Consider the following 14,997-nt stretch of genomic DNA (forward strand, 5'->3'; position numbering starts at 1 on the left):
TCGAAACAGCTTGCTTGGCCGTTCGAACTCGGCGCTTCTGACCCGGCGGGACAGGCTCCCGAGCGGCCGGAGAGATCAGCGCCCATGCTCATGGACATCGTCAAACAGGGCGCCCGCGCGCGCGCCGTCGGTCGGCCCCGCGACGCCTGCCCCTATCCCGGCGAGTCGCGCGAGCGCCGGGCCTGGTACGAGGGCTACGACGGCTCCTCGTGGGCGGTCGCGACGCGGATGCCGCACCCCGCCCGGATGCTGCCCGGATCGGCCCTTTCCGACGCCGGTGCCGCGTCCGACCCCGCCTCCCCGGCCTGACGGCGGCCCGACTTTCCCGTAGGAGAGCTGTGAGCTTACGGGCCGATGCGGGGATACGGGAGGCGGGCGACGGTGCGCGCGGGACGGCGAGACAGGGGCGTCGGGCCGTCCGAGCGATGGGCGCCGGATCCGGACCGACGCGCAGCGTGTCCGCGCACGGCCGCATGAATGTTCGCGCCCGCGACACCGGGATCCGGAGGCCCGAGCTCCAGCTGAGCCGCGGCAGCCGCCGCACCTTCGTCGCCCTCGCCCTCGCGGCCGCGATCCCGGTCCTGCTGCTCAGCGGCTGGGTCGCGACGCTGATGGCGCAGCAGCAGCGCGACCTCGCCCGGAGCGCCGCCGTCGCCAGCGCGACCCGGGTGGCCGAGCGCGTCGCCTCGGACATCGCCGCCCAGATCGCGGTCCTCGAGGCCGAGGCCGCCTCCGCGACCCTCGACAGGCCCGACCTCGCGGCCTTCTACGCCGAGGCCGTGCGCCTCCGGCAGGCGCACCCGCTCTGGGAGACGGTGGAACTCGCGCGACCGGACGGCGCCCAGATCGTGAATCTTCTCCGGTCCCTCGAGGAGGAACTCGGACCGACCTCGGACCGGACGAGCTTCGACGCGGTGGTGCGCACGCGGCAGCCGGTGATCGGCGGCATCGGCCCGGCCGGCTCGATCTCGGGCAAGCGCCTCGTCGCGCTGCGCGTGCCGGTCATCCGGGACGGCACGCTGCGCTACGTCCTCTCGATCCGGCTCGCCACGAACGCGGTGAGCTCGATCCTGCGCGACGCCGGCGCCCCCGAGGGCTGGGTCGGCACCATCGTGGACGCGGAGGGCAACACGATCGCCCGGACCCGGGCCGAGGTGGAGGAGCTCGGCCACCCGGCGAACCCGGCGCTCCAGGCGGCGATCCGGAACGCCCCGAACGGCTTCTACACCGGACCGACGCTGGAAGGCGCCGATGTCGAGGTGGTCTACCGGACCCTGCAGCATACCGGCGGCTGGTCGGTGCATTTCGGGATGCCGGTCGCGACGCTCAACGCGCCGGTCTCGCGGTCCTACGCCGTCCTGGGTGGCGGCAGCTTCGTCAGCATCGGGCTCGCCCTGGCGCTGGTCGGTCTCGTCGGCCGCGATATGGCGCAGCGCCGGGCGGGCGAGCAGGCCCGGTTCTCCCTCGCGCTCCGCTCCAGCGAAGAACAGGGCGCCGTCGCCGCCGAGGCCGCGGAGCTTGGCACGCTGCGCTGGGACACCGTCGCGCACCGGGTCACCGGCTCGCCCCGCGCGGCCGATCTCCTCGGTTGGACGGCCGCCGCCGAAGGGCGCGACAGCGCCGTGGACGCCGACACGGTCCTGCAGGCGGTCGATCCCGAGGATCGCGGGCGCCTGAGCGAGGCCCTGCGCCGGAGCCTCGCCGAGGGCACGCCGCTCGACGTCGAGTTCCGCGTGATCCAGGAGGGTCGGGAGCCGCGATGGGTCCGGGTCGCCGGCCGCGTGCCGCAGCTCCACGAGCATACCCCGGCCGGGCTGATCTACGGCGTGGTGTCGGACATCGAGCCGCGCAAGCGCGCGGAGGCCGAGCGCTTCGCGCTGCTGCGCCGCCTCGGCGAGGCCCAGGAGAACGAGCAGCGCCGGATCGCCCGCGAACTCCACGACCAGGTCGGCCAGACGGTGACCGGTCTGTCGCTGGGCCTCAAGAGCATGGAGCGGCTCCTGGCACGCGGCGCGACGGCCGAGGCCGGCCGGCAGGTGGAGTGGCTGCAATCCCTCGCGAGCGAGATCGGCCGCGACATCCACCGGGCCGCCGTCGACCTCCGGCCGACCGCCCTCGACGATCTCGGCCTGCGCGAGGCCCTGGCCACCCTGCTGCGCGACTGGAGCCAGCGGCACGGGATCCGCGCCGACCTGGAATTCCTGAGCGAGGCGACCCGGCTGCCGGCCGCGATCGAGACGGCCGTCTACCGGATCGTGCAGGAGGCCCTGACCAACGTCCTCAAGCACGCCCGGGCCGCGAGCGTCAGCGTCTCGGTGGAGAAGCGCGCGGGCGAGATGCGGGTCGTGATCGAGGATGACGGCACCGGCTTCAACGCCGACGAGCAGCGTGAGCGCGCCGGCGGCGAGGCGCCGGCCAAGCTGCGGCTCGGCCTGTCGGGCATCCGCGAGCGGCTGTCGCTCCTGAGCGGGACTCTCACGCTGGAATCGTCCCCGGGCATCGGTACGACGCTGTTCGTCACCATCCCGATTCCGGAACATCCCGAGACCTGAGGAGAAGCGCATGACGGACCGCATCCGCGTCGCCCTGGCCGACGACCATCCCATCGTCCTCGCGGGGATCCGGACGCTCCTGAACGCCGACCCGGAGATCGAGCTGGTCGGCGAGGCCACCAGCGGCAGCGAGGCGCTGCCGATGATCCACGCCGCCGACCCGGACGTCGCCGTCGTCGACGTCTCGATGCCGGGCCTCAACGGCCTGGAGCTGACCGAGCGCGTCGCCGGGTCTTGCCCGCGGACGCGCGTGCTGGTGCTGACGGTTCACGAGGACGCGGCCTACGTTCAGCCGCTGCTCAAGGCAGGCGCCCGGGGCTACCTCCTCAAGCGCTCGGCCGCGGAGGACCTGCTCCGCGCGGTCCGCGCCGTCGCGGCTGGCGGGATCTACCTCGACCCCTCGGTGGCGAGCCACGCCTTGGCGCATCCCGGGGCCCCGGCGCAGGGCGGCGAGTCCGAGCCGTCGGCCGAAGCGCTGAGCCCGCGCGAGACCGACGTGCTCCGGCTGATCGCGCAGGGCTTCAGCAACAAGGAGATCGCGCGGCGCTTCGATCTCAGCGTGAAGTCCATCGAGACCTACAAGGCGCGGGCCGCCGAGAAGCTGGGCCTGCGCACGCGCGCGGAGATCATCCGCTACGCCGCCGCGCACGGATGGCTCGACGCCCTGGCGCTGCGCTAGGCGCGAGCAGGGGCAGCCAGTCCCGGGCGACGGCCGGATCCGCCGATTTTTCGCCGGTCAGGGATCAAATCCTGCCGCGGATCGTCTGTCTGGCGGACCGGTCAGGGACGAGGGGGGACGGGTGAGCGTCGGATTGATCGCCCTGTTGGACGATGTCGCCTTCATGGTGAGGGCCGCGGCGGCCTCGCTCGACGACGTGGCCGGCCAGGCGGCGCGCGCCGGCACCAAGGCCGCCGGCGTCGTCATCGACGACGCGGCCGTGACGCCGCGCTACGTCGTCGGCTTCGCCGCGGAGCGCGAATTGCCGATCGTCGGCAGGATCGCCCTCGGATCGCTGCGCAACAAGATCCTTTTCCTGCTGCCGGGTGCCCTGGCGCTGAGCGCCTTCGCCCCCTGGGCGATCACGCCGCTCCTCATGCTGGGCGGCGCGTACCTGTGCTTCGAGGGCGCCGAGAAGGTCTACGAAGCCGTGTTCGCCCATCACGGCCACGGCGACGAGGCGGACCAAGAGGGTGGAGCCGGCGGCGATCAGGCCCGGGAAGACCGGCGCGTGGCGAGCGCCATCAAGACGGACTTCATCCTGTCGGCCGAGATCATGGCCATCACGCTGGCGGCGCTGCCGGAGGGCAGCTTCTGGATGCGGGCGGCGGTGCTGGCCATCGTCGCGGTCGGCATCACCGCGGGCGTCTACGGCGTGGTCGCGCTGATCGTGAAGGCCGACGATGCCGGTCTGGCCCTCGCCCGCAGCACCGCGGGCCCACCGCTCGGAAGCCTGATCCGCGGGCTCGGCCGCGGCGTCGTGAAGGGCATGCCGATCCTGCTCAAGATCCTGGCCGTCATCGGGACGGCGGCGATGATCTGGGTCGGCGGCGGGATCCTCATGCACGGTCTGGAGACCTACGGGTTCTCGGCACCGGCGCACGCCGCCCACGCGATGGCGGAGGCCGCGGCGGCGCGCGTGCCGTTCGCCGCGGGCCTCGTCGAGTGGCTCGTCACCGCGACCGTGTCGGGCCTCATCGGGCTGGTCGTCGGCGGGGCGCTGATCCCGCTGACGAACGTCGTGCTGGCGCCGGCGTGGCGCGCCCTGTCAGGCCTGTGGCAGCGGCGCGGCTGACGGGATCCCGTGATCGGCCGGCGCGGAGCTCGGCACAGCTGCTGGCGCCGGGACCGGCGCGGCGGCGCCGTGATGCTTCAGGGGCCTGTTGCCGCTCAGGCGACGCAGCAGCACGTAAAAGACCGGGGTCAGGAACAGGCCGAAGGCGGTCACGCCGATCATGCCCGAGAACACCGCGACGCCCATCGCGCGGCGCATCTCCGATCCGGCGCCAGTCGCTGTCACCAGCGGCAGCACGCCCATGATGAAGGCCATCGACGTCATCAGGATCGGCCGCAGCCGGAGGCGGCTCGCCTCGATCGCCGCCTGGAGCGGCGTCCGACCGGCGAATTCGAGCTCACGGGCGAATTCGACGATCAGGATGGCGTTCTTGGCCGAGAGCCCGACGAGCACGATCAGGCCGATCTGCGTGAAGACGTTGTTGTCGCCGGCCGACAGCCAGACGCCGAACATCGCGGCGAGCAGCCCCATCGGCACGATCAGCAGGATCGCCAGCGGCAGGGCGAGGCTCTCGTACTGTGCGGCGAGGACGAGGAAGACCAGGAGCAGCGCGAGGGGAAAGACCCAGACCCCGGAATTGCCCGCGATGAATTCCTGGTACGTCAGGTCCGTCCACTCGAAGGCGAAGCCCCGCGGCAGCGTCTCCGCCGCGATCCGCGTCGCCGCCGCCTGGGCCTGACCCGACGAGTAGCCGGGCGCCGCACCGGCGTTGATGTCGGCCGACAGGAAGCCGTTGTAGCGCATGGCCCGCTCCGGTCCGGCGGTCTGGCGGACGCGCAGCAGAGCGGAGAGCGGCACCATCTCGCCGGAACCGGCCCGGACCTTCAGCAGACCGACATCGTCCGATCGCGCCCGGAACGGGGCGTCGGCCTGGACGCGCACCGAGTAGGTGCGGCCGAACTTGTTGAAGTCGTTGACGTAGAGCGAGCCGAGATAGATCTGCAGCGTGTCGAAGACGTCCGTCACCGGGATGTTGAGCTGACGGGCCTTCGTCCGGTCGATGTCCGCGAAGAGCTGCGGCACGTTCATCTGGAAGCTCGAGAACAGCCCGACGAGTTCCGGCGCCTGGGCGGCCTTCGACATGAACGCCTTCGTGACGTCGTTCAGCGCCTCGTAGCCGAGGCCGGCGCGATCCTCGATCTGCAGCTTGAAGCCGCCGATCGTCCCCAGCCCGTTCACCGGCGGCGGCGGGAACATCGCGATGAAGGCCTCGGGGATCGCGGCGTACTTCTTGTTCAGCGACTGCGCGATCGCCGCTCCGTTGAGGGACGGGTCCCTGCGCTCGTCGAACGGCTTGAGCGTCGAGAACACGATCCCCGAGTTGGAGCTGTTGGTGAAGCCGTTGATCGAGAGGCCCGGGAAGGCGACGGCGCTCTCGACGCCGGGCTCCTTGAGGGCGATCTCGCTCATGCGGCGGATGACCTCCTCCGTCCGGTCGAGGGTCGCGCCGTCGGGCAGCTGCGCGAAGCCCACGAGGTACTGCTTGTCTTGGCCCGGCACGAAGCCGCCCGGGATCTGGCGGAACAGGCCGACGGTCAGCCCGACGAGCAGGACGTAGAGGGTCATCATCGCGGCCTTGCGCGACACCGCGAAGCCGACACCGCGGCCGTAGCCGTTCGAGGCCCGCCCGAAGGCGCGGTTGAAGCGGCGGAAGAACCAGCCGAGCAGCCGGTCGAGGATGCGGGTGAGACGATCCTTCGGCGCGTGGTGATCCTTCAGCAGCAGCGCCGAGAGGGCCGGCGAGAGGGTCAGCGAGTTGATCGCCGAGATCACCGTCGAGATCGCGATGGTGAGGGCGAACTGCTTGTAGAACTGGCCCGTCAGGCCGCTGATGAAGGCCAGGGGCACGAAGACCGCGACCAGCACCAGGGCGATGGCGATGATCGGGCCCGAGACCTCGCGCATGGCCTGGTAGCTGGCGTCCCGCGGGGACAGGCCGCTCTCGATGTTGCGCTCGACGTTCTCGACGACGACGATCGCGTCGTCGACGACGATGCCGATGGCCAGCACGAGGCCGAACAGGCTCAGCGCGTTGATCGAGAATCCGAAGACGTGCATCACCGCGAAGGTGCCGACGATGGAGACCGGCACGGCGAGCAGCGGGATGATCGAGGCCCGCCACGTCTGCAGGAACAGGATCACCACGAGCACGACGAGGGCGATCGCCTCCAGCAGCGTGTGGATCACGGCCTCGATGGAGGCGCGCACGAACTGCGTCGGGTCGTAGACGATCTGGTAGTCGACGCCCTCCGGCATGGTCCGCTTGATCTCCGCCATGGTGCGGCGGACCTCGTCGGAGATCTGGATCGCGTTCGAGCCCGGCGACTGCGAGATCGGGATCGCCACCGCCGACTTGTTGTCGAGGAGCGAGCGCAGGGCGTAGTCGGAAGCGCCGAGCTCGATGCGCGCGACGTCGCGCAGGCGCGTGATCGCGCCGTCGGCGCCGGTCTTGACCACGATGTCGCCGAACTGCTCCTCGCTGCTCAGGCGCCCCTCGGCGTTGAGCGAGAGCTGCAGGTCGAGGCCCGGAACGGCCGGCGACGCACCGATCACGCCGGCCGCGGCCTCGACGTTCTGAGCCTGGATCTCCCGCACGACGTCGCCAGCGGACAGGCCGTGCTCGGCCACCTTCTGCGGGTCGAGCCAGATCCGCATCGCGTAGTCGCCGGAGCCGAAGAGCTGGACCTGGCCGACGCCGTCGAGCCGCGCCAGGCGGTCCTTGATGTTCAGCACCGCGTAGTTGCGCAGGTAGGTCATGTCGTAGCGCCCGTTGGGCGAGACGAGATGCACGACCATCGTCAGGTCGGGGGAGCTCTTCACCGTGACGATGCCGAGCTGGCGCACCACCGCCGGTAGCCGCGGCTCGGCCTGCGAGACCCGATTCTGGACGAGCTGCTGCGCCTTGTCGGGGTCGGTGCCCAGCCGGAAGGTGACGGTCAGCGTCATGATGCCGTCCGTCGTGGCTTGGCTCGACATGTAGAGCATGCCCTCGACGCCGTTGATCTGCTCCTCGATCGGCGTCGCCACGGTCTCGACGATGACCTTGGGGTTGGCGCCCGGGAAGGTCGCGCGGACGACGACGGAGGGGGGCACCACGTCAGGGTACTCGGAGATCGGCATCGCGAAGAGCGACAGCAGACCGCCGATGAAGATGAGCATCGAGAGCACGCCCGCGAAGATCGGGCGGTCGATGAAGAACTTGGAGAGATTCATGCCGCCCTCCGAGGGCGTGAGGCAGGGGCGTCCGGGCGGCCGCGTGCGGCCGCCGTCTCGAAGGCGTCGGGGATCTGGATCGGGCGGACGGGCGCGGCGCGCCGGCCGTCAGCGCTGCGCCAGCTTGCGCGGCCCGGAGGCGGCGTCCTGCGGGCGCGCGCCCATCGCGACCGGTTCGGGGCGCAGGAGGGTCCCGGGACGGACGCGCTGCAGGCCGTTGACCACGATGCGCTCGCCGCCCGACAGGCCGGAAGTCACGACGCGCAGACCGTCGACCGCCCGGCCGAGGGTGACGGCGCGGAACTCGGCCCGGTTGTCCGACCCCACGAGGAGCACGAACTTCTTGTCCTGATCGGTGCCGACGGCCCGCTCGTCGACGAGGACGAGGCGTTCCGGCGCGGCCTGGCCGAGGCGCATCCGGGCGAACTGGCCCGGGATCAGGCGGCCGTCGCCGTTGGAGAAAGTCGCGCGCACCCGGACCGTGCCGCTGCGCGCGTCGACCTTGTTGTCGATGAACTGGAGATGCCCGGCCGCGCGGGCGCCGTCGGCGGTCACCATCTCCACGGGGATGCGGTCGAGCTTGCCGCGCCGGCCGCCCGGCTCGGCGACCGAGGCCAGCGCCTTCAGGACCACGCCCTCGTCGGCATCGAAGCTGGCGTAGACCGGATCGACCGAGACGAGCGTGGTCAGCACGGCGGCCCCGGCGCCCGTGGCCACGAGGTTGCCCGGCGTGATCTCGCGGCGGCCGACGCGGCCGCCGACGGCCGCCCGGACCTGCGTGTAGCCGAGGTTCAGGCGCGCCGCCTCCAGGGCCGCCTTCGCCGCGTCGAGGCTCGCCTTGGCCTCCTTGAACGCGTTGGCGCGGACGTCGAGGTCGCGCGCCGTGACGATGTGCTGGTCCGACAGCTTCTGCCCGCGCTCGAGGTCGCTCGCCGTCATGCCGACCCGCGCCTCGGCGCCCGCGACCTGGGCTTCCAAACGCTGGACCTCGGCCGCGTAGGGCGCGGGATCGATGGTCACCAGCAGGTCGCCGGCCTTGACCACCTCGCCTTCCGCGAAGTGCGTGGCCAGGATCGCGCCGCCCACCCGGGCACGGACGTCGATGCGCTCGACGGCCTCCAGACGGCCCGAGAACTCGTCCCAGAGGATGACGTCGCGCGGCTCGACGGTCGCGACCGAGGCCGGCATCGCCACCTCGGTCGGCGGCGTCGCGGCGACGGCCACGGTTCCCCGGACCAGGGCGCCGGGTATGAAGGTGTAGGAGACGCCTGCGAGAAGGGCGACCGCGAGGCTTCCGGCCGCGAGGCGCCGGGCACGGAGAGGATTGCGCGAGGGATGACGCTGAGGTTCCACGAGCGACTCCAACATCTGTATAGGTCGCTACACATGTCGGCATGGACGCGGGGCGTCAAGTGACTTATCTACCACTCGATATAAAAGTTGGAGTCCGCAGGCAATGGTGATGGGGCGCCCCCGGTCCTTCGACACGGACAAGGCCCTCGACGAGGCGATGGAGGTGTTCTGGCGCCACGGCTACGACGGCGCGAGCCTCGCGATGCTCACGAAGGCGATGGGCATCAAGCCGCCGAGTCTCTACGCGGCCTTCGGCAGCAAGGAGGGGCTGCTCAAGGCCGCCCTCGACCGGTACGCGCAGCGGCGCTCCGAGCACATGCGCTTCGTCCTGGCGGGCGAGACCGCGCGCGACGTGGCCGAGCGCTTCCTGAGCAGCATCGCCGAGAGCCACACGGATCCGGCGAACCCGCCCGGCTGCCTCCTCGTTCAGGGCGGTCTCGCCTGCGGCGCGGGCTCGGAGAACATCCCGTTCGAGCTGGCGTCCCGGCGGGCGCAGGGCGAGATGGAGCTCCGCGAGCGCTTCATTCAGGCCCGACAGGACGGTGACCTGCCGGCGGATTCCGACCCGGTCGCGCTGGCGCGATTCCTGTCCACCGTCGCCTCCGGCATGGGCGTGCTGGCCTCCTCGGGCGCCGACCGGGAGGCGCTGCGGGAGGTCGCCCGGGTCTCGCTGCGGGCCTTCGCGAGGGAACACGACGCCTGAGCCGGGCTGACCGGGCGCGATCCCGCGCCTCGGTCCACCCGGACGCCGTTCGCTTCTCCGCGACCGGCGGTTCGCCGAGGTCCAGAAACGACAAAGGCCGCAGAGCTGCGGCCTTGTACGTCGTTCGTATGGTTGGGAAAACTGGAGCGGGCGAAGGGATTCGAACCCTCGACCCCAACCTTGGCAAGGTTGTGCTCTACCCCTGAGCTACACCCGCTCACTGTGCCGCGCCGCCCGGACTTTCGTGCCGGCGGCCCCCGGCGCGGCTCTCTAAACACCATTCCGCCGGGCGACGCAAGCGCCCTTTTCGCGAACCGTCACGATTTACCAGTTCGGCTCCGGCGGGAGGCCGTCGCGGATCTCCCGGAGCCGGGCGCGGGTCCCGCGCGTGGTCCCCTTGGGGAGCGCGTCCATCGGGAAGAAGGCGCACTCGGCGACCTCCCGGTCCGGCGCCTTCGGGCGCAGGACCGTGAAGGCCGGCAGGACGAACAGGGCCACGTGGTCGCGGGGCGCGGCGACCACGTTCCGATAGAGGCCGTGCAGGCGCGGCTCTCCCTCGGCGACGATCTCCGCCTCCTCGCGGAACTCCCGCACGATCGCGTCGCGCGCGGTCTCGCCGCGCTCGACGCCGCCGCCGGGGAGGTGCCAGCCACTCACGTAGGTGTGGCGCACCAGGGCGACGCACCCGGCCCCGTCGAGGGCGACGCCGCGCACGCCGAGGGTCATGCCCCGGGACGCGAGCGCCCCGAGGTGGAACAGGCGCCGCAGCAGCGGTCGATCGAGGAGCATGCGACCGCGCGACTCAGACGACGTCGAGGGTGATGGCGCCGAGACCGTCGATCGCCGCGACCATGCGCTGGCCGCGCTGGACCGGGCCGACGCCGGAGGGCGTGCCGGTGAAGATCAGGTCGCCGGGCTGCAGGGCGAAGTAGCCCGACAGGTAGGCGATCTGCTCGGCGACGGACCAGATCATGTCGCCGAGGTCGCCCTTCTGGCGGATCTCGCCGTCGACCGACAGGGTGATGGCGCCCTTGACCGGGTGGCCGATGGCGGAGACCGGGTGGAGCGCGCCGATCGGCCCCGACCCGTCGGCCGCCTTGGCGGTGTCCCAGGGCCGCGACATCTTCTTGGCCTCGTCCTGGACGTCGCGCCGGGTCATGTCGAGGCCGATGGCGTAGCCGTAGACGTGCTCCAGGGCGGTCTCGGCCGGGATGTCGCTGCCGCCGCTCGCGAGGGCCGCGACCATCTCCACCTCGAAATGGTAGTTGGCGGTCTTCGGCGGGTAGGCGTGGGCCGTCGGCTCCGGCCCGACGATCTGCAGGGCGTCGGCGGGCTTCATGAAGAAGAACGGCGGCTCGCGGTCCGGGTCCGCGCCCATCTCGCGGGCGTGGGCGGCGTAGTTGCGCCCGACGCAGTAGACGCGGCGGACGGGATAGAAGTCGCTGCTGCCGACGATGGGGAGCGCGATGCGGGGCGGGTTCTGGATGACGGAGAGCATCTCTGCCTCTGCGGTGGATCGTCCGGGTGGACCGGCGCGACGACGCCCGGGCCCTACATCACCGTTGTAAGGTCCGCATCGGCGCGCGCCATACCGGCGCTTGCCTCCGGCCTGCTCCGGCCTACAGAATCCGCGCGATGACGCCGACAGCCGCCCTCGACACCCTGCTGACCGCGCTCCGGGACGGGCTCGGCGCGCGGCACGTGCTGACGGATCCCGACGCCCTCGCGCCCTACCTGACGGAGAGCCGCCGCCTGTTCACCGGGTCGGCCCTGGCCGTACTTCGGCCGGGTAGCACCGAGGAGGTCGCCTTCGCGGTCCGCGCCTGCACGCAGGCCGGGATCGCCGTCGTGCCGCTCGGGGGCAATACCGGCCTCACCGGCGCCGGCGTGCCGCAGGGCGGCGTCGTCCTGTCCCTGGAACGCATGAACCGCCTGCGCGCGGTCAACCCGGTGGACGCCACCATCACGGTCGAGGCCGGGATGATCCTGCAGGAGGTGCAGGAGGCGGCCGAGGCCGCCGGCATGCTGTTCCCGCTCTCCTACGCGTCGCGCGGCTCCGCCCGGATCGGCGGCGGCGTCAGCACCAATGCCGGGGGGATCGCGGTCCTCGCCTACGGCAACGCCCGCGACCTCGTCCTCGGGCTGGAGGTCGTGCTCGCCGACGGGCGCGTCTGGAACGGGCTGAGGGCCCTGCGCAAGGACAATGCCGGCTACGACCTGAAGCAGCTCTTCATCGGCTCGGAGGGCACGCTGGGCATCGTCACGGCGGCGGTGCTGAAGCTGTTCCCGCGGCCGCGCTCGACGAGCGTCGCCTTCGTCGGCCTCGACTCGGCGAAGGCGGCTCTGGACCTGTTCGTCTTCCTGCGGACGCGGATGGACCGCGACCTCACGGCGTTCGAGTACCTGCCGCCCTTCGCCCTGGAGATCGTGCTGCGCCACGTCCCGGGGACGGTGCGGCCGCTGGACGGCGCGCACGGCGCCTACGCGCTGATCGAGGTCGCGTCCGCGCGCCCGGACGCCGACACGGGGGCCGAACTGGAATCGGCCCTCGGGCAGGCCCTGGAGGACGGGCTGATCGCCGACGCCACCATCGCGACCAGCGGGGCCCAGAACGCCGCGCTCTGGCGCCTGCGCGAGGGCGTTCCCGAAGCGCAGACCCGCGAGGGCGCCTCGATCAAGCACGACGTGTCGGTGCCGCTCTCCCGCCTGCCCGAGTTCCTGGAGCGAGCGGGGGCGGCCTGCCTCGCCGAGATGCCGGGCCTGAGGCCCTGCGGCTTCGGCCATTTCGGCGACGGCAACATCCATTTCAACCTGTCACAGCCGCCCGGCATGGAGCCCGCGGCGTTCCTGTCCGCCTGGGGCCGGTTCAACCGGATCGTTCACGACCTCGTGCACGCCCTGGGCGGCTCCATCGCGGCCGAGCACGGCGTCGGCCTCATCAAGCGCGAGGAACTCGCGCGCTACGGCGACCCGGTCGGGCTCGACCTCATGCGGCGCCTGAAGGCCGCGCTCGATCCGGACGACCTGCTCAACCCCGGCAAGGTGCTCGTCCCGACCGATCGCGGTGCGCCGCCGGCCTGAGCGAATTTGTGCATCGCGCCATAATTCGGCGCGGAGACGGGTGCAGGACAGCCACGCCGCGCCGCGAACCGCCGGTGCGGCCCGTCGCGTTAAGCCGCTGCTAACGCTTCGGACACACGCTCAACACAGACGGCGGAGACGGATCCGTCGGCGCCAGGCATGGCAATTGCTCTGAGGCCTCCCTATCTCGCACGTGCGAGATCGAACGACGAACCGTCACCGACAGGCTGTTTTCACATCCATCTGGAGACCGACGGAATGCCCACCTCCCAGGCCCGCGTGCAGACCACCGAGGCGAGCCGCTACCTGCAGCAGCTCTGCCGGCACTGGAGCCACAAGTTCAAGGTCGAGGCGACCCCCGTTCACGGCACCGTGCCCTTCGGCGAGGACCGCGTCTGCACCTTCGATGCCGAGCCCGACGCCCTGGTCATGCGCATCGACAGCTCCGACCCGGTCAACCTGACCCGGCTGGAGAACGTCGTGGCCGACCATCTCGCCCGCTTCGCCTTCCGCGAGAGCCTCGGCGACATCCGCTGGTCGCGCGCCGCCTGAGGGCCCGCGCAGCGCGATCACGGGCGACCCGTCCGGCTACCGGCCCGGGCGGGTTCTGAGATCCCGATCGAAGCGCGGCAGTGGCGCACCACTTGCACGCGAACCCGGCTTGCGGCCAGATCGAACGCCGCCGTGACCGGGATCGATTCATGAAGCGACGCACCCTGCTGACCGGCGCCGGAGCCCTGATGGCCGGGGCTCTCGCCCGGCCGGCCCTGGTCCGGGCGGCCTCCGCGACGACCCTGCGGTTCGTCCCCTACGCGGACCTCGCGCTCCTCGACCCGATCATCACCACCAATTACGTCACGCGCACCCACGCGCTGATGGTGTTCGACACGCTCTACAGCCTCGACACCGCCTACCGCGCTCAGCCGCAGATGGTGGCGGGCCACGAGGTCGCGTCCGACGGCCTCACGTGGCGCCTGACCCTGCGGGACGGCCTGCGCTTCCACGACGGGACGCCCGTCCTCGGCCGCGACGTGGTGGCGAGCCTGAAGCGCTGGGCGCAGCGCGATGCCTACGGCGGGGCCCTGTTCGCGACGGTGGACGAACTCTCGGCGCCCTCCGACACAATGGTGCAGTTCCGCCTGAAGCGGCCCTTCCCGCTCCTGCCGGACGCCCTGGCCAAGCCGACGTCCTACGTCCCGGTGATCATGCCGGAGCGCCTGAGCGCGACGCCCGCGACGCAGCCGGTGCCGGAGATCGTCGGCAGCGGCCCGTTCCGCTTCGTCCCCGAGGAGCGGGTCCCGGGCTCGCTCAACGTCTACCGCCGGTTCGAGGCCTATCGACCGCGCCCCGACGTCACGCCGAGCTTCACGGCGGGGCCGCGGATCGCGCATTTCGACCGCGTCGAGTGGCGCACGATCCCCGACGGCGCGACCGCGGCCGGCGCCCTGCGCTCGGGCGAGATCGACTGGTGGGAGCAGCCCCTCGTCGATCTCGTGCCGGACCTGAACCGCCAGCCCGCCGTGCGGGTGGATCTGGTGGAGACCGCCGGGCTGATCGGCCAGATCCGCCTCAACCACACCCTGCCGCCCTTCGACAATCCCGCGATCAGCCGGGCGCTGCTCGCGGCCGTCGACCAGACCGAGATGATGGACGCCGTCGCCGGCAGCGACCCGGCGATCCGGCGCGGGCCCGTCGGCATCTTCACGGCCGGCGGGCCGATGGCGTCCTCGGCCGGCATGGAAGCGCTGACCGCCCCCCGCGACCTCGCCGCCGCGAAGCGGGCGCTGGCGGCGACGGGCTACAAGGGCGAGCGCGTCGTGCTGCTCTCCGGGACCGACGTGCCGCGGATCAACGCGATCTGCGAGGTGATGGCCGATGCCTGCCGCAAGATCGGGATGAACCTCGACGTCGTCGCCACCGACTGGGGGACGGTCAACCAGCGGATCCTGAACGCCAAGCCCCTGGACCAGGGTGGCTGGTCGATGTTCGGCATCTTCTCCGGCGGGCTCGACCACCTCTCGCCGGCCTACCATCTGGCCGCCCGCGGGAACGGCCGGGCCGGCGTGCCGAGCTGGCTGACCGACGCGCCCCTGGAGGAGCTGCGCGGCGCGTGGTTCGACGCGCCGGACCTCGACGCCCAGAAGGCGCTGGCGGCGCGGATCCAGGCGCGGGCACTGGAGGTCGGCGCCTACCTGCCCTGCGGCCAGTATTTCCAGCCGACCGCCTACCGGCGGGACTTGGAGGGCATGCTGACCGGGCTGCCGCTGTTCTGGAACCTGCGCCGGTCGGCCTGACCGGGCAG

Annotated in this window: 12 protein-coding genes and 1 tRNA gene; 8 read left to right on the forward strand and 5 right to left on the reverse strand. The window is 71.8% G+C overall.

The window, feature by feature from the left end:
• Positions 1 to 84: 84 nt before the first annotated feature.
• From ABIC30_RS16430 to ABIC30_RS16445, 4 genes are all read left to right on the forward strand, one after another.
• A complete protein-coding gene (locus ABIC30_RS16430; protein WP_020094563.1) occupies positions 85 to 309 on the forward strand; it encodes a ribosome modulation factor in 225 nt (74 codons plus the stop codon).
• A 164-nt stretch (positions 310 to 473) separates the two neighbouring features.
• The gene (locus ABIC30_RS16435; RefSeq protein ID WP_051123768.1) at positions 474 to 2,552 is read left to right on the forward strand and encodes an ATP-binding protein; all 2,079 of its coding nucleotides are present in this window, start codon (positions 474 to 476) and stop codon (positions 2,550 to 2,552) included.
• A gap of 10 nt (positions 2,553 to 2,562) precedes the next feature.
• On the forward strand, positions 2,563 to 3,231 hold the full coding sequence (locus ABIC30_RS16440; RefSeq protein WP_020094565.1) for a response regulator: 669 nt from the start codon (positions 2,563 to 2,565) through the stop codon (positions 3,229 to 3,231).
• A gap of 121 nt (positions 3,232 to 3,352) precedes the next feature.
• On the forward strand, positions 3,353 to 4,345 hold the full coding sequence (locus ABIC30_RS16445; RefSeq protein WP_026605162.1) for a DUF808 domain-containing protein: 993 nt from the start codon (positions 3,353 to 3,355) through the stop codon (positions 4,343 to 4,345).
• Here ABIC30_RS16445 and ABIC30_RS16450 read toward each other — a convergent pair.
• Positions 4,319 to 7,558 carry an efflux RND transporter permease subunit gene (locus ABIC30_RS16450; RefSeq protein WP_020094567.1) on the reverse strand — a complete coding sequence of 1,080 codons (3,240 nt, stop codon included), beginning with the start codon at positions 7,556 to 7,558 and terminating at the stop codon, positions 4,319 to 4,321. The two genes, ABIC30_RS16445 and ABIC30_RS16450, sit on opposite strands and share 27 nt — an antisense overlap.
• A gap of 108 nt (positions 7,559 to 7,666) precedes the next feature.
• Positions 7,667 to 8,926, reverse strand: a complete 1,260-nt coding sequence (locus ABIC30_RS16455) for an efflux RND transporter periplasmic adaptor subunit (protein WP_026605163.1) — start codon at positions 8,924 to 8,926, stop codon at positions 7,667 to 7,669.
• 88 nt (positions 8,927 to 9,014) lie between these two features.
• Here ABIC30_RS16455 and ABIC30_RS16460 point away from each other — a divergent pair, with 88 nt between their 5' ends.
• Positions 9,015 to 9,614, forward strand: a complete 600-nt coding sequence (locus ABIC30_RS16460) for a TetR/AcrR family transcriptional regulator (RefSeq protein ID WP_020094569.1) — start codon at positions 9,015 to 9,017, stop codon at positions 9,612 to 9,614.
• A gap of 142 nt (positions 9,615 to 9,756) precedes the next feature.
• On the opposite strand, the gene ABIC30_RS16465 is transcribed toward ABIC30_RS16460, so the two are convergent.
• The 3 genes from ABIC30_RS16465 to ABIC30_RS16475 all read right to left on the reverse strand — a co-directional run bounded on the left by ABIC30_RS16465 (position 9,757) and on the right by ABIC30_RS16475 (position 11,112).
• A tRNA-Gly gene (locus ABIC30_RS16465) sits at positions 9,757 to 9,831 on the reverse strand.
• A 107-nt stretch (positions 9,832 to 9,938) separates the two neighbouring features.
• Complete coding sequence (locus ABIC30_RS16470) at positions 9,939 to 10,403, reverse strand: NUDIX domain-containing protein (RefSeq protein WP_020094570.1); 465 nt, start codon at positions 10,401 to 10,403, stop codon at positions 9,939 to 9,941.
• A 13-nt stretch (positions 10,404 to 10,416) separates the two neighbouring features.
• Entirely contained in the window at positions 10,417 to 11,112 is a 696-nt protein-coding gene (locus ABIC30_RS16475; protein WP_020094571.1) for a fumarylacetoacetate hydrolase family protein, read from the reverse strand.
• A gap of 137 nt (positions 11,113 to 11,249) precedes the next feature.
• Between ABIC30_RS16475 and ABIC30_RS16480 the strand changes: the two genes are divergently transcribed.
• The 3 genes from ABIC30_RS16480 to ABIC30_RS16490 all read left to right on the forward strand — a co-directional run bounded on the left by ABIC30_RS16480 (position 11,250) and on the right by ABIC30_RS16490 (position 14,989).
• Positions 11,250 to 12,695 carry an FAD-binding oxidoreductase gene (locus ABIC30_RS16480; protein WP_020094572.1) on the forward strand — a complete coding sequence of 482 codons (1,446 nt, stop codon included), beginning with the start codon at positions 11,250 to 11,252 and terminating at the stop codon, positions 12,693 to 12,695.
• 258 nt (positions 12,696 to 12,953) lie between these two features.
• Positions 12,954 to 13,247, forward strand: coding sequence for a DUF2218 domain-containing protein (locus ABIC30_RS16485; RefSeq protein ID WP_012320003.1), 294 nt, complete (start codon positions 12,954 to 12,956; stop codon positions 13,245 to 13,247).
• Positions 13,248 to 13,396: 149 nt separating this feature from the next.
• Positions 13,397 to 14,989 (forward strand): ABC transporter substrate-binding protein, encoded by a 1,593-nt coding sequence (locus ABIC30_RS16490; RefSeq protein WP_354455756.1) that lies wholly within the window; start codon positions 13,397 to 13,399, stop codon positions 14,987 to 14,989.
• Positions 14,990 to 14,997: the final 8 nt, after the last annotated feature.

This window comes from Methylobacterium sp. 1030 (genome assembly GCF_040544715.1).
GTDB lineage: Bacteria > Pseudomonadota > Alphaproteobacteria > Rhizobiales > Beijerinckiaceae > Methylobacterium.